This is a genomic window from Palleronia abyssalis, from assembly GCF_900302445.1.
Taxonomy (GTDB): domain Bacteria; phylum Pseudomonadota; class Alphaproteobacteria; order Rhodobacterales; family Rhodobacteraceae; genus Palleronia; species Palleronia abyssalis.
Map to the genome: position 1 here is coordinate 149,170 of NZ_ONZF01000003.1, position 24,217 is coordinate 173,386.

The window sequence follows — 24,217 nt, forward strand, 5'->3', positions numbered from 1 at the left end:
GGTCAGCGTCCAAACAGCAGGGAATTGGGATTGCGTTCGATCTGGCGGGCCAGACTGTCGATGGACGAGGCCGCCGACTGGATATCGCGCAGCGTCGACTGGATTTCGGCCCCGAGGGCGCCGCGCGAGTCGTAGCCCTCGATGATGGTGCCGGTCTGGTTCAGCAAGCCGCCCACATTGGTCAGAAGGGTCGGAACCTGGTCGGCGGATTGCCGAATGGAGCTGAGCGTGGCGTTCGCGTTCTCGATCAGCCCGCCTTCCTGAACCTGGATCAGCAGGCGCTGCACCTCTTCCAGCGCGTTCGACAGCGCCGTGGGAACCCGCTGTGTCTCGGGGGACGAGATCAGCGTATCGGCCGAGGCCAGCAGGCTGGACGTCCGATCGCCGATCTCCTGGATCGGCAGGTCGGCGACATCGTTCACCAGAAGCTCGATCTGGTCGGCCACCCGCTTGGCACGGTCGGCCACCTCTGGTGCGGTATCGGCGGCATCGGCCACCGCCCGCGCGGCGCGCTGCGCATCGGCCAGCACCGGCGACAACGCGGCCGAGATCTCGCCTACCGCGCTGTCGGTCGAGACCAGAAGATCGTTCGCATTCTCGAGCACACCGTTCTGTTCCGTCAGCGAGGTGAAGACGATCCGCAAGTCGGCCAGCGTCGTCTGGACCTCGGCCGGCAGTTGCGACACCGCCTCGGACGAGACCAGGGTATCCACCGAAACCAAAAGGTCGTTCACATTCGCCACGGCCCGATCCAGCGGCAGGGTCGCCACGTTGTCGGCCACGGTGTTGAGGCTGGCTAGAAGCGCGTCGACATCGTCGAGCACGCCGGGCAGCTGGTTGATCGGCCCCTGCGTGGCCTGAAGCGTCGTCCGCAATTCCTGCAACACGGGCTCGATCTGGGTCACGACAGGCTGGATCGCGGCGTTCACGTCCGCGACCGTTGTGCCCGCATCCCCGATCAGGCCATTCACTTGGTCGATGGTGCCGTTCTGTTCGGTCAGAGAGGTGAAGACCAGACGCAGGTCGGCCAGCGTGGCCTGCACATCCTGCGGCAGTTGGCTGATCCCATCGGACGACACGAGCGTATCGACCGAGATCAGAAGATCGTTCACTTTCCCAAGCGTCCGGTCCAGAGGCAGCGCGCCCACGCTCTGAGCGACATCGTTCAGCGTCGCGACCAGTTGATCCACGTTGCCCAGAAGCGTGGGCAGCGCGCTGATCGATCCCTGCGCGCTTGCGACCGCGACTCGCACTTCCTCAAGGATCGGCGTCGCCTGCGTCTGAATCTCCACCACCGTCTGGGACAGGGTTTCAAGCGTTGCGTTCGCCGTCTCGACCAGTCCGGAATCCCGGACATCGGCGACCAGCCCCTCGACTTCGGTCAGAAGCTCGGAGACATCGCCGGTCAGACCCTGTGTCGCGTCCGAAGACAGGAACGTGCGCAACGCATCCAGCGTCCCCTCGACCTCGGTCACCACCTCGTTCAGGGGCAGCGTGTTCACCTCGGCAATCAGCGTTTCCAGCTCGGAGACAGCGGCGTTGATCTGTTCCAGCGTTTCGGGACCGTCCTCCATCGTCTCGAACACGGAATCGGCGGCCTCCTCGGCCGCGGCCAGCGCGTCGACAAGTGCCGTAACCGCCCCGGCCTCGTTCAGTCGGGTGACCAGGTCCTGAAGCTGCACGGCCGTGTCCGAAAGGGCGGCCATCGTCGCGTTTGCCTCCTGCGGGATCGATTGGATGCCCTCGGAATTCACGAAACTGCGCACGTCGCCCAGAAGCGCCAGCACCTCCGACGGTGTTTCCTGGATCCCCTCGTCGTTCAGCAGGCGGGTCACGGACTGCATGACCAGGATCGCGTTGTCCAGAAGCTCTTCGATGGGCAGATTGTTGACCCGGTTGAAAACGCCTTCGGCCGTATCGGCGAAGTCCGACAGGTTGGCAGGGATCGATGGAATTCGGGGATACGGCTCGGCGTCCACGACGATCTCGGCGTCGGGGGCATCGTTCGTCTGCTCGAGCGAGACCTGCAATCCCCCCAGAAGCGAGGCCGAAGTCAACTGCGCACGCAGGCCGTTCTGGACGGCGAACTGCATGAAATCCAGGACATCTTCGGGCGTGGACTGCGGGTCGAGGCCCATCTTGCCCGGTTGGATCTCGATCGTGGTCAGAAGCCGCACGCCGCGGTCGCCGAAAGTTTCTTCGTCCAGCACACCGGTCAAGCCCGACACACGGCCGACAACGATGCCCCCGAAATCGACATCCGCGCCAACTTCGAGGCCGGGTACCGAATCCTCGAACACAACCGTGAAATTCACCGGCTCGCCATCGCCCGACGCCTCGAAGACAGAGGACCGCGCCGCTTCCTCGCTGGGAAACAGGCGGAAGGTCGGGTTGTCCCCCAGGGATTGCCCGCCCGAGACCGTCGTTTCAAACGACACACCGCCCGAGACCAGCGACGACAGCGAGTTGACGCTGAGCTGCGCGCCCGAGGCCCCGAACGAGAACGTGAATCCTGACGTATCCCAGAACCGCGTGGCCGAGTTGATCAAACGCGATTCAGGCTCGCGCACGAAGGCATCGGCCAGAACCGACACGCCGTCCTCGGCCAGGCGCAGATTGCCGACCTGTCCGACATTGATCCCGCGATACAGGATCGGAGCGTTCTCGCTCAGCCCCGCGACATCGCCGGCGCGCAGCTGGAAGAACAGTCCGTCGCGGTTGTTCGTGACCAGCGGCGCGCGGGTCAGCCCGTCGAACTCGGTCTCGGGCTCTCCGATTTCGCCGTCCCAGCTGCCAATCATGTAGACGCCGCCCAGAACGGTATCGAGGCCGGACACCCCTTGCGCGGACACCTCGGGACGGACGATCCAGAACGCCGCATCCTGGTCGATATAGGGCGCGACTTCGTTGTTCACGCGGATCTCGACCACGACCTGACCGAGGTTCTCGGAAAATCGCACCGTCTCGACCAGGCCGACCACCACGTCGCGGTACCGCAGCTGGGTTTCCTCGGCGCGGACGCCGGCGGCATTGGTGAAGGTCACCTCGATCAGCGGGCCCTGGTCAGTATAGCTGCGCCACGCCACGGCCAAAGAGATCACGACGGCCAGGATCGGCAGAAGCCACACGATAGAGACGCGCGAAAGCAAGCCCTTGCGCGGTTCGGTCATCTCGGGCTCGGCCGCGTCGGCGCGTGCGTTCGTCTCATCGCTCATGACTTATGAGGCCCCCGCCCCCCGTTGTCCCAGATCATGCGCGGATCGAAACTGATCGCCGCGAACATGGTAAAGATGACCGACAGGGCGAAAGTGATCGCCGCGGGGCCGGGCCGTATGGATGCCGCGAAATTCAGTTGCACAAGGGCGGACAGGATCGCAACGACGAAAACGTCGATCATGGACCATCGCCCGATGAACTCGACGATATGATACAGCTTGTGACGCTGTTTCGGGCGCAGGCGTTCGGGCCGCGCGACCGAGATCGCCAGATACCCGATGGCGATGAATTTGCCCACCGGAATCGCCACGGACGCGATCAGGATGATCGCCGCGATGGCCAGGTTGCCGTGGGTCGCAAGCTCGACCGCGCCCTGGATAATCGTGTCTTCGCTCTCGTCGAATAGGACCTGGGTGCGCAGCATCGGAAACAGGTTCGCCGGGATATAGCAGATGATCCCCACCGTCAGCCACGCCCACACACGTTGCAGCGACCCCCAATCGCGCGAGGCCAGTGGCGCGCCGCACCGCGCACAGCTTCGCTGCCCCATCGGCCAGACGCGGGTGCAGCGGCGGCAGGCGACAAGTCCCTCGGACCGCGCGCTTACGATGTCTCTTCCAGCGCCTTCCATATGCTCCAGCGGTCCATGTTGATGTCCTGAAGGACCGTTATGACGACAAGTGCGGCAAACATGAAGAAGGCCGGGCCGAACTCGACCTTGGCCAGGTCCGCGACCTTCACCAGGGCTACGGCGCAGCCGATGATGAAGATCTCGGCCATCGACCACGGGCGCAGGTCCTCGCTCCACCCGAAGGCCCGCCGCGCGCCGAGAAACGGCCTGCGGCCCAGCGTCAGGGGTGCGACGACATACAGCACCAAAAGCGCCCGGAAGAGCGGGATCAGGATGATGAACGCGACCACGAACATCGACAGCGCCACCATCCAGCCGCCATCCATGAAGGTCAGCGCCGTGTCGACGACCGACGCCTTGTTCGAGAACCCCGCGACATTCACCCCGAGGAAGGGAAAGGTCACCGCACCCACCATCAGAACGACCACCGTCAGCGACAGGACGATCAGGTGCAGATAGGCGTTGGTCTTCGGCGCGATCAGCACCGTATGGCATCGCTTGCAGACCGCCCGGCTGCCCATCGCCGGCATCCGGGCGCGATACAGCGCGTCGCATTGCGGACAGGCGATCAGCTCGTCCAGCGGAAGGTCCGCAAGATCGGTCGCCTCGGTCATCGACATCGGCAATCTCCCCGGGGACGGTACGGAAATCTGCGTCCCTCGGGCGGTTATAAGGAAGGCACCGCCCATTGCGAGTCCCCCGCCAATCAATTCCTGCGGCGCGCGTCACCCCCCCCGCCCTTGCCGTCAGGTCGGGTCCGCTCCATCATGCTGAGTATCGAAGCCCGTCACAGGGCCAAAATCCAAAGGGAGATTTGCATGTCCAAGACCATCCGCTTTTTCGCCGCCACGGCCCTGGCCGGGACGCTGGCCGCCCCCGTCGCCGCACAGGAACAGAATTTCATCACGATCGGCACGGGCGGCGTGACGGGCGTCTATTATCCCACCGGCGGCGCGATCTGCCGTCTGGTCAACCGCAACCGCGCCGACCACGGTATCCGCTGTTCGGTCGAATCCACCGGCGGGTCGGTCTACAACGTCAACGCGATCCTCAACGAAGAGCTGGAATTCGGCGTCGCCCAGTCCGACGTGCAGTTCCAAGCCTATAACGGCACCGAACAGTTCGAGGACCAGGGTGCCAACGAGGCGCTGCGGGCCGTCTTCTCGATCCACCCCGAACCCTTCACGGTCGTCGCCCGCGCCGGCGCCGGGATCGAGACGTTCGACGACCTCGAAGGCAAGCGCGTCAACATCGGCAACCCCGGCTCGGGCCAGCGCGTCCTGATGGAACGCATGATGGAGGAGATGGACTGGACCACCGACAGCTTCCAGCTGGCGTCCGAACTCCAGGCGGCCGAGCAGTCGCAGGCGCTGTGCGACAACAACATCGACGCGATGGTCTACTCGGTCGGCCACCCCTCCGGTTCGATTCAGGAAGCCACCACGGCCTGTGATTCCGTTCTGGTCCCCGTGGACAACGAGGCCAGCCAGTCGCTGATCGAGAACAACGACTACTACCGTCAGGCGACGATCCCGGGCGGCATGTATCGCGGCAATGATCAGGACACGACGACCTTCGGCGTCGGCGCCACGCTGGTCACGCGCGAGGACGTGTCCGACGACGTCGTCTACGAGATGGTTCGCGCGGTGTTCGAGAACTTCGACCAGTTCAAGGGCCTCCACCCCGCCTTCGCCAATCTCGAGAGAGAGCAGATGGTGAATGACGGTCTGTCCGCGCCGCTGCACGAAGGTGCGCGCCGTTACTACGAAGAAGCCGGCCTTCTGAGCGAAGACGCCGAGTGATACGACCCTGGGCCGGTTCCGAAAGGGGCCGGCCCTGGATGACCCTGTTCGCGCCGGGCCGGATCGAGATGCCCGGTAAAACGGCAATTGCCGAACCCGCGGGCAAAATGTTCTGTAAACCGGCATTCTTCCCTATCGCCGCACCTTTGATCCGTTAAGCTGACGGAAATTGCAGGGGCGACGACATGGCCGATCAGACCGAAAACCGCCAATTCACCGATGACGAGCTTCAGGATCTTGTCGCCTCCTCGGATGCGGGCGCGCGCACGCCTTCGACCCGGTGGGTGGCGCTGCTGATCGGCATCGTCGCATTCTGCTGGTCGCTGTTCCAGTTGTGGATTGCGCAGCCGCAACTGTGGTTCGGGGCCTATGTCCCCGTCCTCAACTCGTCCGAGACGCGGCCCATCCACCTTGCCTTCGCGATCTTCCTGGCGTTCCTGTGCTATCCGGCCCTGAAATCCAGCCCGCGCGACCGCATCCCCCTGCTCGACTGGGCGCTGGCCATCGTGGCAACGGCCTGTACGCTTTACGTCTTCCTGGCCTCGGACACGCTGGCGCAGACCGCCCGATCGGGCCTCCCGACCGAGACGCAGGTGATCATCGGCTCCATCGGCATCCTCCTTCTGCTCGAAGCCTCCCGCCGCGCCCTGGGGCCCGCCCTGACCATCGTCGGCGCCATCTTCCTGGCCTACGCCTATTTCGGGCAGGGCTGGCTGATCCCCGACCTCATCAGCCACGAGGGGCTGTCCTTCACCTCGCTGATCAACGCGCAGTGGCTGGATACGGCGGGGGTCTTCGGCATACCGCTGGGCGTTTCGACCGCGTTCGTGTTCCTCTTCGTGCTGTTCGGCTCGCTTCTGGATAAGGCCGGGGCGGGCAACTACTTCATCCAGCTCGCCTTCGCGGGCCTGGGGCACTTGCGCGGCGGCCCGGCCAAGGCGGCTGTTGTCGGATCGGCCATGACCGGCCTGATCTCAGGCTCGTCCATCGCCAACGTCGTGACCACCGGCACATTCACCATCCCGCTGATGAAGCGCGTGGGCTTCACCAACGAACAGGCCGGCTCGGTCGAGGTCGCCTCGTCGGTCAACGGCCAGATCATGCCCCCCGTCATGGGCGCCGCGGCCTTCCTGATGGTCGAGTTCATCGGCATCTCCTACGTGCAGGTCATCAAGCACGCCTTCGTTCCGGCCGTGATCAGTTACATCGCACTGGTCTATATCGTGCATCTCGAGGCTTTGAAGAAGGACATGAAGTCCCTGGGCGAAGGCGCGTCGCTTTTGCGCATGGCGCTTAACTTCGCCATCGGTTTCGCGATCTTCGGGCTGGGCTTCACGGCCCTGATATACGGGATTGGCGCGCTGAACGCGGTTCTGCCCGACCTGACGGCGCCTATCATGATCCTCGCCCTTGGCGCAGTCTATGTCTGGCTGGTGAAGATCTCGGCGGACCAGACCGACCTCGACCCCGAAAGCCTTGAGGACAAGGGCGGCCAGATCACGCTGCCCAAGGTCGCCGACGTCTGGAAGACCGGCCTGCACTATGTCCTTCCGATCCTCGTCCTCGTCTGGTTCCTGATGGTCGAACAGCAGTCGCCCGCCAAATCCGCTTTCTACGCAACGTCGCTGATGCTGTTCATCATCATCACCCAAAAGCCGCTGAAGGCCGTGTTCCGCAAGGGCGCGGGCCAAGCCGAAGCGTGGCGCGAAGGCATGTATGACCTGGTCGACGGCCTGATCGCAGGTGCGCGCAATATGATCGGGATCGGCGTCGCCACGGCCGCCGCGGGCATCATCGTCGCCACCGTCACCAAGACCCCGATCGGCACCGAACTGGCCGCCCTGGTCGAGGCGCTGTCGGGCGGCATCCTGATCGTCATGCTGGTGCTGATCGGCCTGTTCTCGCTGATCCTGGGGATGGGCCTGCCGACGACGGCAAACTATATCGTCGTCTCGTCGCTGATGGCGTCGGTCGTGGTCTCGCTGGGCGCGCAAGAAGGGCTGATCGTGCCCCTGATCGCCGCCCACCTCTTCGTCTTCTACTTCGGCATCATGGCCGACGTGACCCCGCCCGTGGGCCTCGCGTCATTCGCCGCGGCCGCGGTATCGGGGGGCGATCCGATCAAGACCGGCTTCACCGCGTTCTTCTACAGCCTGCGCACCGTGGCCCTGCCGTTCCTGTTCATCTACAATCCCACGCTGATCCTCTACGGCGTGGATCTGGCAACCATGTCGGGGATCTTCCACGCGGTCTTCGTTTTCGTCGTGGCGACCTTCGCGATGCTTCTCTTCGCCGCTGCGACACAGGGCTATTTCCTGGCCCGGTCGAACATTTTCGAATCCGCCGCGCTGCTTCTGGTCGCCTTCACCCTGTTCGTGCCGAACTTCTGGCTGAATCAGGTCCAGCCCCGCTTCGTCCAGCAGGACCCCGCCAATTTCGAGCAGATCCTGGCCGAAGCCCCGGTCGACGGCCGGATCCGATTGCGCATCTCCGGCCCGGACTTCGCCACCGGCACCGAAAGCGAGACGACGATCTCCCTCACCGTGCCCGAGGGCGACGCGCAGACCCGCCTGAACGAGACCGGTCTGATGTTCCGCCCGGGCGAGACGCAAGACGCCGCGCTTGAGGAACCGATGTTCGGCACGTCGCTGCAGGAACAGTTGGCGAATTTCGACTTCTACATGGACGACCCCGTGCGCATCACCGAAGTCCTGTCGCCCAACACCAGCAGGCTGCCCGCGCAAATCTTCTACCTCCCGGCGCTTCTGCTCCTCGGTCTGGTGATCGTGCTGCAACGCCGCCGTCAAACCAAACCGGCCTTCTGATCATGACCCAGACCGTCCTTCTGCCTATCGACCTCGCCGTTCCCGCCACCTGGGACAAATCGCTGCCGCGCGCGCTGAACCTCGCGGACGGCGGCACCCTTCACGTCATAACGGTCATCCCGAATTTCGGCATGTCCATGGTCGGCAGCTATTTCGACGAGGGGTTCATCAAGCAGGCGTTGCACGATGTCGGCGCGCAGCTTGGCGACTGGATCCGCGCCAACATACCCGACGCGCAAGACGTGCACCCCCACGTCACCCACGGCCGCATCTATGACGAGATCATCCGCGCCGCCTCCAAGCTGGACGTGGACGTGATCGTCCTGGGAGCACCGCGGACCGATCTGGCCGAATACCTGCTTGGCCCCAACGCCGCCCGCGTCGTCCGCCACGCGCCGCAATCGGTATTCGTTGTCCGTGGCTAGCCATCTGTTCGGACGGTCGGCCCATGCCCTGCCCCGTGCGGTGGCGGGCGACGGCTGCTATCTGATCGACGCGGAGGGCCGGCGCTACCTCGACGGGTCTGGCGGGGCTGCGGTGTCGTGCCTGGGGCATTCCGATACCAAAGTGCGCCAGGCCATGCATGATCAGATCGACCGGCTCAACTTTGCGCATACGGGCTTTTTCACGTCCGACCCGGCCGAGGATCTTGCCCGTGCCCTGATCGCCCACGCCCCGCCCGGACTATCTCGGGTATATCCCCTGTCCGGCGGCTCCGAAGCGGTCGAGGCAGCGCTGAAGCTCGCCCGGCAGTATTTCCTGGAGACCGGCCAGCCGCAGCGCACGAAGATCGTCGCCCGCCGCCAAAGCTATCACGGCAACACGCTGGGCGCGCTGGCCGCCGGTGGCAATGCCTGGCGACGCGAGAAATTCGCCCCTCTCCTCGTCACCTGCCACCACATCGCACCCTGCTATCCCTATCGCGACAGGGCCGACGGCGAATCGCTCGACGCCTACGGACTGCGCGCCGCCGACGCGCTGGAGGACGAGCTGCAACGCCTGGGCCCCGAGACCGTCATGGCCTTCATCGCCGAACCTGTCGTCGGTGCGACGGCGGGGGCGCTGGCCCCTCCCGCCAGCTATTTCCCCCGCATCCGCGACATCTGCGACCGGCACGGCGTGCTTCTGATCCTGGACGAGGTGATGTGCGGGATGGGGCGCACCGGGACGCTTTTCGCCTGCGATCAGGACGGCGTCGCCCCCGACATCGTGACGATCGCCAAGGGCCTTGGCGCCGGATACGTGCCCATTGGCGCGATGCTGGCCTCGGACGCGATTTACCGTGCGATTGCCGATGGCTCCGGCGCGTTCCAACATGGCCACACCTATCACGGCCACCCCCTTGCCGGCGCGACCGCCGTCGCGGTGCTGGACCGCCTAACGCAAGACGGCCTTGTCGCCGAGGTGCCCGCAAAGGGGCAAACGCTTGTTGAAGCGCTGACAGACCGTCTGGAAAATCACCCCCATGTCGGAGATATCCGCGGGCGCGGCCTGTTCCGCGGGATCGAACTGGTCGCGGACCGGGACACCAAGGCCCCCTTCGACCCCGCCCGAAAATTGCACGCCCGGATCAAGGCCGAGGCCTTCGCGCGCGGCCTGATCTGTTATCCCGGCGGCGGCACCATCGACGGCGTCCATGGCGACCACATCCTTCTAGCGCCGCCTTTCATAATCGACGACGCGCAGATCGGATGGCTGGTCGATACATTGGCCGACTCCCTCGACGCGTCCATCGCCGCCTGATCCCCGACCTGCGCAACAAAAAGCGGGGCGCCCCATCGGGCACCCCGCTTGATAAGTTCACACCGCACTTGCGTCAGCCGGCCGAGGCGCTTTCCTTCTGGTCGGCATAGATAACCAACGGTGCCGCATCGGACATCACGGCCTCATCGTTGACCACGACTTCCTGCACGCCTTCGGTTCCGGGCATGTCGAACATCGTGTCGAGCAGGATGTCCTCCATGATCGACCGCAGACCGCGGGCACCGGTCTTGCGCTCGATCGCGCGCTTGGCAATGGCGGTCAGCGCATCTTCGGTGAAGGTCAGCTCGACATCCTCAAGCTCGAACAGGCGCTGGTACTGCTTGACCAGCGCGTTTTTCGGCTTGGTCAGGATCGTGACCAGGGCATCCTCGTCCAGATCCTCCAGCGTCGCGATGACCGGCAGACGGCCGACGAATTCCGGGATCAGGCCGAACTTCAGCAGATCCTCGGGCTCCAACGAGGTCAGCTGTTCGCCGATCCCCTTGTCCTCGCCCGACTTCACGTCGGCGCCGAACCCGATGGCCGAGCCCTTGCCGCGCTGCGCGATGATCTTTTCCAGACCCGCGAACGCGCCGCCGCAGATGAACAGGATGTTCGTCGTGTCGACCTGCAGGAACTCCTGCTGGGGATGCTTGCGCCCGCCCTGTGGCGGCACGCTGGCCACGGTACCTTCCATGATCTTCAGAAGCGCCTGCTGCACCCCCTCGCCCGACACGTCGCGGGTTATGCTGGGGTTGTCCGACTTGCGCGTGATCTTGTCGACCTCGTCGATATAGACGATGCCGCGCTGCGCACGTTCGACATTGTATTCCGACGCCTGAAGCAGCTTCAGGATGATGTTTTCGACATCCTCGCCAACATAGCCGGCTTCGGTCAGGGTTGTGGCGTCCGCCATAGTGAACGGAACGTCGAGGATCCGGGCGAGCGTCTGGGCCAGAAGCGTCTTGCCGCAGCCCGTGGGACCGATCAGCAGGATGTTCGACTTGTTCAGCTCGATCTCGGACTTACCGGCGTTGTTCAGGCGCTTGTAGTGGTTGTGCACCGCGACCGACAGCACCCGCTTGGCGATGCGCTGGCCGATGACATAGTCGTCCAGAACCTGGCAAATCTCCTTCGGCGTCGGCACGCCGTCGGTGGATTTCAGACCGGCCGACTTGGTCTCTTCACGGATGATGTCCATGCACAGCTCGACGCATTCGTCGCAGATGAAGACCGTCGGACCCGCGATGAGCTTTCGTACCTCATGCTGGCTCTTGCCACAGAACGAGCAGTAGAGAGTGTTCTTGCTGTCGCCGGAATTGTTCGCCATGGGCCATCCTTCGGGGGCATTCGCCCCTCTAGTTCGTCAACTTGCTCAACCGCGGCCAAGCCTAGGCCGGGACCGGATCGCCCGCAATCGCAAAAAAGCATCACTTTTGCGGGCGTTTCAGGGAACCTCAGCTTGCGTCGTCGGGGACTTTCCGGCTTTCGACGATCTCGTCGACATGGCCCCAGTCCTTCGCCTCCTGCGGCGTCATCCACTTGTCGCGGTCCAGCGCCTTCTGCACCGTCTCATAGTCCTGACCGGTGTGCTTCATGTAAAGGCGGTACATGCGCTCGCGCGTGTCCTCGATGCTTTTGGCGCGGATCAGGATATCGGAGGCGGTGCCCTGCGCCCCGCCCGACGGCTGGTGGACAAGGAATTCCGCGTTCGGCAGGGCAAAGCGCTGACCTTTTTCGCCGCCGACGGCCAGCACCGAGCCCATGGAGGCGGCCAGACCGCACACGAGGGTCGAAACGGCCGGGCGGATATACTGCATCGTGTCGTAGATCGACATGCCCGACGTCACCTCTCCCCCCGGAGAGTTGATGTACATGCTGATCTCTTTCTTCGGGTTCTCGGCCTCGAGGTGCAGAAGCTGCGCCACGATAAGATGGCTCATGCCGCTGTGGATGGGGCCGTTCACGAAGACGATCCGCTCCTTCAGGAGGCGCGAGAAGATGTCATAGGCCCGTTCCCCGCGGCTGGTCTGTTCGACGACCATGGGAACGAGGTTGTTCTGGAAATGCTCGACGGGGTCTTGCATGACCGCCCCTTTCGTTTGGTGTTCTGTCCTTGGATCGAAGGACTCTTAGACGGCGCCGCCGCCAGTGCCAATCCCCCGTTTCCGCCAATGTGGGATGCAGCGCGGGCCGTGCCAACCCCGAGACTGGCACGAGTTTTATCGACTTTTCGTTAACGCGATCGCGGCGTCTCACCCCTTACAGTGAAACCGCGCCCAGCAGCGCCTCACGCTCGATCCCGCCCTTTTCGGCGGTATAGCTGACCTGCCCGCCCGTCAGCACCGTCACCCGGTCGGCTAGCCCCACGGCAAAGTCGAAATACTGCTCGACCAGGACGATCGCGATCTCCCCCTCTTCGCGCAGCGTCGAGATGACGCGACCGATATCCTTGATGATCGACGGCTGGATGCCCTCGGTAGGCTCGTCCAGAAGCAGGACCCGCGGCTGTGTCACAAGCGCGCGGGCGATGGCAAGCTGCTGCTGCTGCCCGCCCGAAAGGTCCCCGCCGCGCCGGTTGCGCATCTCGGCCAGGACGGGGAACAGGTCGAAGATCCGGTCCGGCACCGCGCGCGATCCCCGGTCGAGGCAGGCAAACCCGGTTTGCAGGTTCTCGGCCACGCTGAGCAGCGCGAAGACCTCGCGCCCCTGCGGGACATAGGCAATGCCCGCGCGCGCCGCCTCGACCGCCGAAGGGTGGCCCAGGTCGCGCCCGTCCACCGTGATCCGGCCCGACCGGAACGGGTGCCGCCCCGCGATGGCCTTCATCAGGGACGTCTTGCCGACACCGTTCATCCCCATGACGGCCGTCACCTCGCCCGCCCGCGCCGACAGGTTCACCCCGTGCAGCACCTGGCTTTGACCGTAGCGCAGCGTCAGATCCGTCACATCAAGCATCTCAGCGCCCCAGATACACGTCGATCACATCCTGGTTCTTCGTCACGTGGTCCAGCGAGCCTTCCGCCAGCACCCGCCCCTCGTGCAGAACCGTCACCTTGCACTCCAGGCGGCGAACGAACTCCATGTCATGCTCCACCACGATGACCGCCCGCGTTTGCGCCAGCCTTTTCAAAAGGTCGGCGGTATGGGTCCGCTCTGCCGGGGTCATGCCAGCAGCCGGCTCGTCCACCAGCAAAAGACGCGGCTCCTGCGCCAGAAGCATCCCGATTTCCAGCCACTGCTTCTGGCCGTGGCTAAGCTCGCCCGCCTTGCGGGTCAGATGCTCGGTCAGCGCGATCTCCTCGGCAAGCTCAGCCAGCCGTGCGGGCATGTCGGACCGGCGGAACAGGACCGCGAAGGGATCACGCCGGGCCTTCAGCGCCATGGCGAGGTTCTCTCGCACGGTCTGGTCCTCGAATACGGTAGGCTTCTGGAACTTGCGGCCGATGCCCGCGCGGGCGATGGAACTTTCGCTCAGGCCGATCAGGTTGCGGTTCTCCTCACCCCAGATGACGCGGCCGCTGTCGGGACGGGTCTTGCCGGTCACGATGTCCATGAAGGTCGTCTTGCCCGCCCCGTTGGGGCCGATCACGGCGCGCAGCTCGGGTTCCCCCATGCTGAGCGACAGGTTGTTGATGGCGCGGAACCCGTCAAAGGTCACGGACACGCCATCCACTTCCAGCAGCCTCATTCGACGCCCTCCTCGGACCGCTTCGCCCCCTTGTCGGGGCCGTAATCGCCCTGCCGTTCGGGGCGGCGTTTTTCAGTCAGCAGGTCGACCAGGCCGCCGATCCCCTTCGGCGCGAACAGGGTGACCGCCACGAAGCTGAGACCCAGCAGCACCAGCCACCAGTCGGTCCAGCGCACGGTATAGACGCCAAGGTCGATATCGGGCGCCCCGCCCCCGGTGAACCAGCTCGACAGCAGCGACACGAACGCCGCCCCGATGGCCGCACCGTAAAGCCGCCCGCGCCCGCCGATGGCGACCCAGACCGCCAGGTAGATGGACGCGATGGGCGCAATCTCGGCCGGGTTGATGATGCCCGCCTGCGGATAATAGAGCGCGCCCGCGATACCGGTGACCACGGCCGTCAGCACGAAGGCGAACAGCTTGAACGACTCGACGTGGTATCCAAGGAACCGCACCCGCGCCTCGTCGTCGCGCACCGCGCGCAATACGCTGCCCATCTTGCCCGACACGACCCAGGCGAACAGCAGATAGCCCAGCGCAAGCGCCACCGCCGAGGCCCAGAAGAACGCCAGCGAGATCGCGGATTGGGGCGCATCCTCGAAACCGGGGATGTTCTGCAGACCCGACAGGCCGTTGTTGCCGCGCAGACCGCTGTCGTTCTGGAAAAGGTAAAGCGCCAGCGCCAGCGTCATCGCCTGTGTCAAGATCGACAGGTAGACGCCCGTCACCCGGCTGCGGAACGCCAGCCACCCGAAGACCAGCGCCAGCACCCCCGGCACCAGGACGACCATGGCCATTTGCAGGAAAAGGCTGTCCGCGAACATCCAGATCAGCGGAAAGTCGGACGATCCCACGACCCCGAAGATCTGGCTGCCGATAGCGTCCTGAAGTTCCGACGGCGTGGGCGGGATTGGCTGCGCAGCGAGGCCTGGTGCGACCAACGCCTCGGTCCTTGCATACATCAGCCACATGCCTATGGCGTATCCGCCCAGCCCGAAGAACGCCATGTGCCCCAGGCTGAGGATACCGGTATAGCCCCAGACCACGTCCATCGCGACGGCCGCAAGGCACAGGCACAAGGTCTTGCCCAAGGTCTTCACGAACGAGGTCGAGATCACCCCCTGCTGCGCCAGGATCGTGACGATCACGGCGAAGACGGCCAGCGATGCCAGAAAGACCATGGTGGAGGTCTGGCGCACGGGGGGCGTGCGGGATGGCAGGGCCAGGGTCGCGTCGGTCATAGCGAGGCTCTCGTGTCCAGGGAGGAATGCGAGGGGCCAGCCCCTCGCGCTCCCCGGGGTATTTCGACAAGGATGAAGAGGGTCATCGGATCAGGCCCCTGCCGCGCGGCCCTTGAGGGCGACGATGCCCCTCGGCCGGAACTGGATGAAGATGATGATGAACAGGATCATGTAGGTCTGCGCGGCCAGCGTGTTCGAGGGGTTCAGGCTTTCGATCCCCTTTTGCAGCACCCCGATCAGGCTTGCGCCCGCCAGCGTGCCCCAGACATTGCCGACGCCGCCCACGACCACCGTCATGAAGCTCTGGACGATGTAGTTCGCGCCCATCTCGGAAGTGACCTGCGCGTAGAGGCCGATCGCCACGCCCGCGATCCCCGCGATCCCTGAGCCCAGCCCGAAGGTCGCCATGTTGATCCTGTCGGGGTCGATCCCCATGGACGCAGCCATTCCGGGGTTCTGGGTGACCGCGCGCACCTCGAGCCCCAGCCGCGTGCGCTTCAGGATGAACAGCAAAAGCGCCAGGAACAGGCCGGCGAGTACGAAGATCGCGATGCGGATATAGCTGATCGAGACGAGCTCGTTGATGACCATCTGCCCCGACAGCCAATCGGGCGAGGTCAGGGGGCGGGCCTGCGTGCCGAAGATGTTCTTGGCCAGCTGCTGCAACGCGATCGAGACGCCGAAGGTCGCCAGCAAAGTTTCGAGCGGGCGGTGATAGAGGTGGCGGATGATCAGCCGTTCCATCGCGATGCCGGCCGCGCCTGCGACCACGAAGGCCAGCGGCAGCGCGATGATCAGCGACCACGTATAGTCGGGCACGATCTGCTGCACGACATAGCCGGTATAGGCGCCCATCATGATGAACTCCCCATGGGCCATGTTGATGACGCCCATGACCCCGAAGGTGATCGCCAGCCCGATCGCGGCGAGGAAGTAGATCGAAGCCAGCGAGATCGCGTCAAGGGCCAGATCCGCGGTCTGGTTCAGCGAGACCTGCGTCTCGACCGAGCGGAGGGTGGCGCGGGCTGCGTCGGTGACCGCTGCATCCTCTTCTTCGTAGACGGCATAGAAGCTGTGCGAGTCCAGCGCCGCGTCGATCCGGTCTTGGGTGACGAAGGGGGGCACGCGCCCCGCTTGCGCAAGGCGGTCATAAGCGGCCCGGCGCTGTGCATCTGTGTCGAGTAACTCGACAGGGATGTCGAGAACCATGCCCCCGTCGATATTCGCGATCAACGCGTCGCGGATCGCCCCGCCCGAGACGGGCGCAGGGGCAAGCTCTGCGTCGACCAGCCGGCCATAGGCTTCGGTGCGGGAAATTTGGTCGCCGGGCGTATAGACTTGCGCAATATTCCCGTCCGGAGCTTCGGCGCTGACCCTATCCTCGGCTTCAAGGATCTGGCTGAGGGCAGCGCGTGCGTCCGAGGTGATGCTGCCGCCCAGCCGTTCGATGGCCTCGACCCGGGCCTCGGTCGTCTCGCCATAGCGGGCAGTCAGGATGTTCAGAAGGCGGTCCTTGTCGGCCCGGATCGCGGCGTCCTGCTCGTCCTCGATCGAGGCCGTCAGTGGCGCGATCTGGTCGGCGTCCGGTCTCCGGGCGATGGCATCGAGGGCCGCGCGCCGGTTGGCCGGGTTTTCGTCCGACAGCTGGAATCGCACCAGGGCTGCGGCGATCTCGCGCCGCACACCGCCATTGGGGCGCACCTCGGTCAGGCTGTCGCCCGCGACCTCGGACTCGTCACCTGTGTCGAGATTGCGGATCGTGGCCGTGTCGCCGTCTTCGTCGACCAGCGCATAGAATTGCCCGTCCTCGGCGTTCAGCACGATCTCGCGGTCCTGCCAATGGGTCAGGAACACCGGGACGGCCGGAAGGCGGGCGGCGATCAGGTCCTCGATCACCACGCCGACGGACCGGCGGCCGGGGTTTTCGACCTCTTCGGTGTGAAGCTGAAGGATCGTCTGAAGATCCTGCGCGCGTCCAGCGACCGGGATCAGCGTCAGAACAGCCAAGATAGCGATGAGAATTCGGTGCATGGTGGCCTGTATCCGGGGACCCGAAAAGTGCCGGGCGCCGCGGAGGGAAGCGCGGCGCCCGGCTGGATTGCCCTCAGTAGTTCGATGTCTGCTGCACGCAGGTTTCAGTCTCGGTGTTGTACATGCCGCAGTCGAGCTCGGCCCAGTCCGAGGTCAGCACCGCCGAGTCGGGCAGGAAGTCGGTCCATGCATCGCCGGGCACTTCCTCGGTCTCGCTGATGATGTCGAACTGCCCGTCATCCTGAATCTCGCCGATCAGCACCGGCTTGGACAAGTGATGGTTCGGGTTCATCACCGCGGTGCCGCCGGTCAGGTTCGGATGCTCCTGGCCCCACATGGCCTCGCGCACCGCATCGACATCGGTGGTGCCGGCCTCTTCGACCGCGTTCACCCACATGTTGAAGCCGATATAGTGGGCCTCCATCGGGTCGTTGGTGACGCGATCCTCGTTGCCGATGAACTCGTGCCAGGCGGCGATGAATTCCTCGTTCTCGGGGGTGTCCGCGCTCTGGAAGTAGTTCCACGCGGCGAGGTGACCGACGAGGTTCGAGGTATCGAGGCCCGAAAGCTCCTCCTCCCCGACCGAGAAGGCGACGACCGGAATGTCGTCTGCGCTAACGTCCTGCGCCGCAAGCTCCTTGTAGAAGCCCACATTGGCGTCGCCGTTGATGGTCGAGATCACGCCGACCAGCGACCCGTCCGAGCCAAGCTCGATCACGTCGGACACGATGGTCGACCAGTCGGAATGGCCGAAGGGGGTGTAGTTGACGAAGATGTCTTCCTCGGGGATGCCCTGATCCTTCAGGTACTGTTCGAGGATCTGGTTCGTCGTGCGGGGATAGACGTAGTCGGTGCCCAGAAGGGCGAATTTCTCGACGCCCAACTCCTCCATGAAGTAATCCACCGCCGGAATCGCCTGCTGGTTGGGCGCGGCACCGGTGTAGAACACGTTCTTCGAGGATTCCTCGCCCTCGTACTGGACGGGGTAGAACATCAGGCCGTTCAGTTCCTCCAACACGGGCAGCACCGACTTGCGGCTGACGGAGGTCCAGCTGCCGAAGATCACGTCGACCTCGTTGACGGTCAGAAGCTCGCGCGCCTTCTCGGCGAACAGTGGCCAGTCCGAGGCGGGATCGACGACGACCGCCTCGATCTCGCAGCCCAGAAGACCGCCCGCCTCGTTCTGCTGCTCGATCAGCATCAGCATGACGTCTTTAAGGGTGGTCTCAGAGATCGCCATGGTGCCGGACAGCGAATGTAGGATCCCGACCTTGATCGGGCAGTCCGCATCCTGGGCAAGGGCCGGGACGGCCATGGTGGCCAGGGCGGTGGACAGAAGAGCGGTGCGAATTGACATCGTGTTCCCTCGGATCGGTGCGCGGGGGACAGCACGGCGCAAATGGGCCGGTGCCTTGGTCTTGCGCCCCCTCGCGCGATTTCGCCACATGCGGACCGCCGGTTCACTGGACTGCCGCACAGGTTTCGCCGGCTCCCTGACCGGCGCGAACACAAGAGACGCTGAAACGGCACCGCACGTGAGTCGATCCGACCGGCCCAAGGGGTGCGCGACCTCGGATGCCCGGGATCGCAGCGCACCGAATTGGCACCTGCCCGGATATTCAGCAGAAACTGGATGGAGCTGTCGGTTGGCGCACAACCCCACCCTGTATGGGGGGACAGCGCTTCGCCAAAAACAGAACTGCCGCGGCCATCGCAGGCCGCGGCAGCTTTTTCGCCCGGCAGGACGATTCCCTGTCAGACGCTCATCGTTGCCTCGACCGCGCGCTTCCAGCGATCGTATTTCTCGGCCCGAAGGTCGTCGTCCATCCCCGGCTCGAAGCAGCGATCCAGGCGCCACCGCTCCGCGAAACCGTCGCGGTCGGCATAGACGCCGGCCCTCCACCCGGCCAGCCAGGCCGCGCCCAGCGCCGTCGTCTCTAGCACTTCGGGCCGGTCGACCTTGGCCCCGATGATGTCCGACAGGAACTGCATCGCCCAATCCGACGCGCTCATCCCGCCGTCGACGCGCAGCGTCTCGGGATGGCCCATGTCGTCCCAGTCGGCGCGCATCGCCTCTAGCAGGTCGCGGGTCTGGTAGCCCACCGATTCCAGCGCGGCCTTCGCGAACTCCTCGGGGCCCGAGCCGCGCGTCAGCCCGTAGATCGCGCCGCGGCATTCGGCGTTCCAATAGGGCGCGCCAAGCCCCACGAAGGCGGGCACCAGCACAAGGTCCTGCGTGTCGTCCGCCTTCTCGGCCAACCCTTGCGTTTCCGAGGCCGAGCGGATGATCTTCAGCCCGTCGCGCAGCCACTGCACGACCGCCCCGGCGATGAAGATCGACCCCTCCAGCGCATAGGTCGGCTTGCCGTCAAGCTGATAAGCCACCGTGGTCAGCAGCCGGTTCTGCGACCTCACCGGCTCGTCCCCGGTGTTCAGAAGCGCAAAGCACCCCGTCCCGTAGGTCGATTTCAGCATGCCCGGTTTGAAGCACGCCTGCCCGATGGTCGCCGCCTGCTGGTCGCCCGCCACCCCCAGGATCGGGATCTCGCGCCCGAACAGATCGGGGCGCGTCACGCCGAACTCGGCCGCGCTGTCGCAGACCTCCGGCAGCATCTCCATCGGGATGTCCAGCATCTTGCAGATCGTCGTCGACCACCCGCCCTTGAAGCTGTCATACATCAGCGTCCGGCAGGCATTGGTGGCATCCGTCACGTGCCGCTTGCCGCCCGTCATCCGCCAGATCAGATAGGTGTCCACGGTGCCGAACAGCAGCTCGCCCCTGCGCGCGCGCTCGCGCGACCCGTCCACATGGTCAAGGATCCATTTCAGCTTCGTCCCCGAGAAATAGGGATCCAGCAATAGCCCCGTCTTCTCGATCACCTGATCCTCGTACCCGTCGGCCTTCAGCTGGCGGCAGATGTCGCTGGTGCGTCGGTCCTGCCAGACGATGGCGTTGTGGATCGCGCGGCCCGACTCCTTCTCCCAGACGACGACGGTCTCGCGCTGGTTGGTGATGCCGATCCCGGCGATGTCGCCCTCGGGGATGCCGGCCTTTTCGATCACCGACCGGCAGGTCGCGGCGGTCGAGGACCACAGGTCGGACGGATCGTGCTCGACCCAGCCGCTGTTGGGGTAATGCTGTTCGAACTCTTCCTGTGCACTGGCGACGACCTGCATGTCCCCGTCGAAAATGATCGCCCGGCTCGAGGTCGTTCCCTGGTCGATGGCCAGAATATGCGACATGTGTGTCCTCCCTTGCTGTGACGAAACCTCGCATGCGAGATGCCCGCGTCAAGCAGGCAACGCTTTCGCATCGCGGGATTTCGACGGCCGTGCGCCCTTACTCGGCCGCCTGCGCCACGCCGCGCGCTTCGAGCATCCACGTGTCCAGGGCCGCGACCTGCTCGTCGGTCATGCGCAGGCCCAGCTTTGTGCGGCGCCAGACGACATCCTCGGCCGTCCGCGCGTATTCGCGCTCCATCAGCCAGCGCACCTCGGCCTCGGTCAGGGTGCCACCGAAATCTCGACCCATTCCCTCGGCGGTGTCGGCCCCGTCGCAGATCTCCTTCGCCTCGGTCCCGTAGGCGCGGATCAGGCGGCGCGCGTGATAGTCGCTCAGGAACGGGTGGGCCGATTTCAGGCTGTCGATCTGCGCCTCGACCCCGTCGACGGGGAAGTCGCCGCCGGGCATCGGCACCCGTGCGGTCCAGTCCGGCTTCAGCCCCGGATAGAACGGCGCCAGCTTCGCCATCGCCTGCTCGGCCAGTTTGCGATAGGTGGTGATCTTGCCCCCGAACACGTTCAGAAGCGGCGGCTCCATCCCCACGGGGCCGTCCGTCGCGGGGCCCGCATCGACGCTCAGGACATAGTCCCGCGTCGCCGCCGTCGCCGATTTCGCGCCGTCGTCATACAGCGGGCGCACCCCCGAGTAGGTCCATACGATATCGTCGCGCGAAACATCGGCCTTGAGGTAGTTCGACACGAAATCGCACAGGTATTGCTGTTCCTCGGGCGTGCATTCCGCCTTTACCGAAGGGTCGCTGCCGTGATCCTTGTCGGTCGTGCCGATCAGGGTGAAATCGGTCTCGTAGGGGATGGCGAAGATGATGCGGCCGTCCTCGCCCTGGAAGAAATACGCCTTCTCGTGGTCGAACAGCTTGGGCACCACGATATGGCTGCCCCGGACCAGCCGCACGCCCTCGGACGAGTTCATGCGCACCGTGTTCTTAACCACGTTCTCGACCCAGGGACCGCCCGCGTTGACCAGCCCCTTAGCGCGGATCTTCTCCTGCGCGCCGGTCTCGCCATCCTCGATCGTGACGGACCAGACGCCGTCCTCGCGCTCGGCCGTGACGACCTTGGTGCGCGTCAGGACCCGCGCGCCGCGCGCCTCGGCATCGCGCGCGTTCAGGACGACCAGGCGCGAATCCTCGACCCAGCAATCGGAATACTCGTAGGCCTTCTTGAACCGGTCCTCCAAGGGCACCCCCTCGGGCGCATTGCGCAGGTCCAGCGTCTTCGTGCCCGGCAGGTATTTCCGCCCGCCCAGATTGTCGTACATGAATAGACCGACCCGGATGATCCAGTCGGGCCGCCGCCCCTTCATCCAGGGCATCACGGTGTTGAGGAGCTTCGAGGTCGGCGTCTCGCCCTCGAACCGCATGTCGGGACTGTAAGGCAGCACGAACCGCATCGGCCACGAGATATGGGGCATGGCCTCCAGCAGCACCTCGCGCTCGACCAGGGCCTTTTTCACCAGCCCCACCTCGAAGAACTCCAGGTACCGCAGCCCGCCATGGAACAGCTTCGTGGATTTCGAGGATGTCGCGCCCGCCAGATCGCCCATCTCGGCCAGGCAGACCGACAGCCCCCTGCCTTGCGCATCCCGCGCGATGCCGGTGCCGTTGATCCCCCCTCCAATGATGAAGAGGTCGTATTCGGTCTTCGCGATCTCGCCTTGGGCCATGATCACCCTCCCGTCCGTTTCACGCTCAATGCTAGTCCATCACGCGCGGAATTTAAGCCCCATCGGCCAATTCGACGCGCGCCCCGCCCCATTCACCCTTGTTGAAATACCCCTCCGCGGCCCGCAAGAAGCACCTCACGCTCGGTCACGACCAGATCCAGCCGCTCGTCCGTCGGCTCCTGTGGCAGGCCGGCATCCTCCTGCGCGGCATAGGCGAACCCGATGGCCGTGACCGGCCCCGCGCGCCGCAAATCGGCCAGCGTCCGGTCGTAGAAGCCCCCGCCATAGCCCAGCCGCCCGCCCTGCCGGTCGAACGCGACCAAGGGCACGATCAGCACGTCGGGCACCAGCCAGTCCCCCTTCGCCGGGACCTGAGCACCGAACGGCCCCTCCACCATGTCGCAGCCGGGACGCCATTCCCGAAACTTCAGCGGCGTCCCCGGCCCTTCGATCACCGGCGCGCAGACGGGACCATCCTGCGCCATCGCTGCCATGGCGGGGATCGGATCGATCTCCGTCCGGATCGGCATGTAGCCCGAGATGACCCGCCCCCGGTGCCCGTCCAGAACCTCCAGAAGCCGTTCGGTCACATTTGGTCCGGCCGCCGCATGGGCCGCCTTGCGCCGCGCCAATGCCGCGCGCCGCAGCTCCGCCTTCGCCGCCTCGAGGCTCACAGCAGGATGATCCCCGCCAGCCCCAGGAAGGCGAAGAAGCCGACCACGTCCGTCACCGTGGTCACGAAGGTCCCCGAGGCCAGCGCAGGATCGACCCCTGCCTTGTCCAGCAGGATCGGCAGAAGCACCCCGGCAAGGCCCGCGACGACGAGGTTGATGACCATCGCCAGTGCGATCACCACGCCCAGCAGCACGTTGCCGAACCAGATCACCCCGACGATCCCGATGATGATCGCGAAGGCAACGCCGTTCAGCAGCCCCGCTGTCACCTCGCGCCGGACCACCCGCCACGCGTTCGAGCCTGTGAGGTCGCGCGTCGCGATGGCGCGCACCGCCACCGTCATCGACTGCGTGCCCGCATTCCCGCCCATCGACGCGACAATGGGCATCAGCACCGCCAGCGCGACCACGGCGGCCAGCACGTCTTCGAACTGGGCGATCACCAGCGACGCCAGGATCGCGGTGCCGAGATTCACCAGAAGCCACGGAAACCGCTGCCGCACGATCTGAAGCGTGCGGTCCGCGATGCTCTCGTCGCCCACACCGGCCAGAAGCAGAAGGTCCTCCTCGTTTTCCTCGCTGAGGACGATCATCGCGTCGTCGATGGTGATGACGCCCACCAGACGGTCATTGTCGTCCACCACGGGGGCCGAGATCAGGTGATATTGGTTGAACGCGTAGGCCACGTCCTCCTCGTCCTGCGTCGCGGGGATCGTGCGGAACGAATCCTCCAGAAGCTCGCGCAGCGGCGTGACCCGGTCCGAGGACATGACCTTGCCCAGCGTCACATGCCCGATGGGCCGGTAGCGCGGATCGACCAGAACGATGTGATAGAACTGTTCGGGCAGGTCGAGGCTGGCGCGCATGAAGTCAATGGCGTCGCCCACGGTCCAGTGTTCGGGCGCGGTGACGACCTCGCGCTGCATCAGGCGCCCGGCCGACCCGTCGGGGAAGCTCATCGCGCGTTCGATGGCGATCCGGTCGGGCCGGGTCAGAGACCCCAGGATCGCCTCCTTCTGCGGCTCTTCCAGAGTCTCCAGCAGGTCGACCACGTCATCGGATTCCAGCTTGCGCACGGCATCCGTCAGCACCGCGGGCGACAACGCCGCGATCACCTCCTCGCGCAGGCCCTCATCCAGTTCCGACAGCACCTCGCCATCGAAATCATGGCCCAGAAGCGCGATCAGCCGGTGGCGCGGCCCCTCGTCCAGCTGTTCCAGAAGGTCGGCGATGTCGGCGGGGTGCATCGGCTCCATCGCCGCCAGCAATGCATCCCGATCCTCCGCGTCGACCGCGTCGCGCACAACCCGGATCGTTTCGCGGTCCAGCGCATAGGCGTCGTCGTCCTGCTCGAGAAGCTCTTCAGGCTCGGCCATGACCGTCTCCTTGCGTGGAAC

18 protein-coding genes are annotated in these 24,217 nt (G+C 65.0%); 4 read left to right on the plus strand and 14 right to left on the minus strand.

Going from position 1 to position 24,217, the window contains the following annotated elements:
- Positions 1–2: 2 nt before the first annotated feature.
- Genes PAA8504_RS08050 through PAA8504_RS08060 form a run of 3 tightly spaced genes read right to left on the minus strand, consistent with a single transcriptional unit; the run spans position 3 to position 4,467 of the window.
- Positions 3–3,215 (minus strand): PqiB family protein, encoded by a 3,213-nt coding sequence (locus PAA8504_RS08050; protein WP_108893675.1) that lies wholly within the window; start codon positions 3,213–3,215, stop codon positions 3–5.
- Positions 3,212–3,847, minus strand: a complete 636-nt coding sequence (locus PAA8504_RS08055) for a paraquat-inducible protein A (protein ID WP_108893676.1) — start codon at positions 3,845–3,847, stop codon at positions 3,212–3,214. The genes PAA8504_RS08050 and PAA8504_RS08055 overlap by 4 nt, the downstream gene beginning before the upstream one ends.
- Positions 3,820–4,467: a paraquat-inducible protein A gene (locus PAA8504_RS08060; protein WP_245897566.1), complete on the minus strand. Its 648-nt coding sequence runs from the start codon at positions 4,465–4,467 to the stop codon at positions 3,820–3,822. Before PAA8504_RS08060 ends, PAA8504_RS08055 begins: the two co-directional genes overlap by 28 nt.
- Before the next feature lie 198 nt (positions 4,468–4,665).
- On the opposite strand from PAA8504_RS08060, the gene PAA8504_RS08065 reads away from it, so the two are divergent.
- From PAA8504_RS08065 to PAA8504_RS08080, 4 genes are all read left to right on the plus strand, one after another.
- Complete coding sequence (locus PAA8504_RS08065; protein ID WP_108893677.1) at positions 4,666–5,649, plus strand: TAXI family TRAP transporter solute-binding subunit; 984 nt, start codon at positions 4,666–4,668, stop codon at positions 5,647–5,649.
- Between the two features lie 185 nt (positions 5,650–5,834).
- Entirely contained in the window at positions 5,835–8,474 is a 2,640-nt protein-coding gene (locus PAA8504_RS08070; RefSeq protein WP_108893678.1) for a TRAP transporter permease, read from the plus strand.
- A gap of 2 nt (positions 8,475–8,476) precedes the next feature.
- On the plus strand, positions 8,477–8,899 hold the full coding sequence (locus tag PAA8504_RS08075) for a universal stress protein (RefSeq protein WP_108893679.1): 423 nt from the start codon (positions 8,477–8,479) through the stop codon (positions 8,897–8,899).
- Entirely contained in the window at positions 8,892–10,217 is a 1,326-nt protein-coding gene (locus PAA8504_RS08080) for an aspartate aminotransferase family protein (RefSeq protein ID WP_108894063.1), read from the plus strand. The genes PAA8504_RS08075 and PAA8504_RS08080 overlap by 8 nt, the downstream gene beginning before the upstream one ends.
- Positions 10,218–10,290: 73 nt before the next feature.
- On the opposite strand, the gene clpX is transcribed toward PAA8504_RS08080, so the two are convergent.
- From clpX to mgtE, 11 genes are all read right to left on the minus strand, one after another.
- Entirely contained in the window at positions 10,291–11,547 is a 1,257-nt protein-coding gene (clpX, locus tag PAA8504_RS08085; RefSeq protein ID WP_108893680.1) for an ATP-dependent Clp protease ATP-binding subunit ClpX, read from the minus strand.
- Between the two features lie 127 nt (positions 11,548–11,674).
- Positions 11,675–12,304, minus strand: coding sequence for an ATP-dependent Clp protease proteolytic subunit (locus PAA8504_RS08090; RefSeq protein ID WP_108893681.1), 630 nt, complete (start codon positions 12,302–12,304; stop codon positions 11,675–11,677).
- Between the two features lie 175 nt (positions 12,305–12,479).
- Positions 12,480–13,175, minus strand: coding sequence for an urea ABC transporter ATP-binding subunit UrtE (gene urtE, locus PAA8504_RS08095; protein ID WP_108893682.1), 696 nt, complete (start codon positions 13,173–13,175; stop codon positions 12,480–12,482).
- A 1-nt stretch (position 13,176) separates the two neighbouring features.
- Complete coding sequence (urtD, locus tag PAA8504_RS08100) at positions 13,177–13,908, minus strand: urea ABC transporter ATP-binding protein UrtD (RefSeq protein WP_108893683.1); 732 nt, start codon at positions 13,906–13,908, stop codon at positions 13,177–13,179.
- A complete protein-coding gene (urtC, locus tag PAA8504_RS08105; protein WP_108893684.1) occupies positions 13,905–15,149 on the minus strand; it encodes an urea ABC transporter permease subunit UrtC in 1,245 nt (414 codons plus the stop codon). The genes urtD and urtC overlap by 4 nt, the downstream gene beginning before the upstream one ends.
- A 90-nt stretch (positions 15,150–15,239) precedes the next feature.
- On the minus strand, positions 15,240–17,180 hold the full coding sequence (gene urtB / locus PAA8504_RS08110; RefSeq protein WP_108893685.1) for an urea ABC transporter permease subunit UrtB: 1,941 nt from the start codon (positions 17,178–17,180) through the stop codon (positions 15,240–15,242).
- A 73-nt stretch (positions 17,181–17,253) separates the two neighbouring features.
- Positions 17,254–18,537 carry an urea ABC transporter substrate-binding protein gene (gene urtA, locus PAA8504_RS08115; RefSeq protein ID WP_108893686.1) on the minus strand — a complete coding sequence of 428 codons (1,284 nt, stop codon included), beginning with the start codon at positions 18,535–18,537 and terminating at the stop codon, positions 17,254–17,256.
- 398 nt (positions 18,538–18,935) lie between these two features.
- A complete protein-coding gene (glpK, locus tag PAA8504_RS08120) occupies positions 18,936–20,423 on the minus strand; it encodes a glycerol kinase GlpK (protein ID WP_108893687.1) in 1,488 nt (495 codons plus the stop codon).
- Positions 20,424–20,520: 97 nt separating this feature from the next.
- Positions 20,521–22,146 carry a glycerol-3-phosphate dehydrogenase gene (gene glpD, locus PAA8504_RS08125; protein WP_108894064.1) on the minus strand — a complete coding sequence of 542 codons (1,626 nt, stop codon included), beginning with the start codon at positions 22,144–22,146 and terminating at the stop codon, positions 20,521–20,523.
- Between the two features lie 92 nt (positions 22,147–22,238).
- The gene (locus tag PAA8504_RS08130) at positions 22,239–22,820 is read right to left on the minus strand and encodes a 5-formyltetrahydrofolate cyclo-ligase (protein WP_108893688.1); all 582 of its coding nucleotides are present in this window, start codon (positions 22,818–22,820) and stop codon (positions 22,239–22,241) included.
- Entirely contained in the window at positions 22,817–24,196 is a 1,380-nt protein-coding gene (gene mgtE / locus PAA8504_RS08135) for a magnesium transporter (RefSeq protein ID WP_108893689.1), read from the minus strand. Before mgtE ends, PAA8504_RS08130 begins: the two co-directional genes overlap by 4 nt.
- Positions 24,197–24,217: the final 21 nt, after the last annotated feature.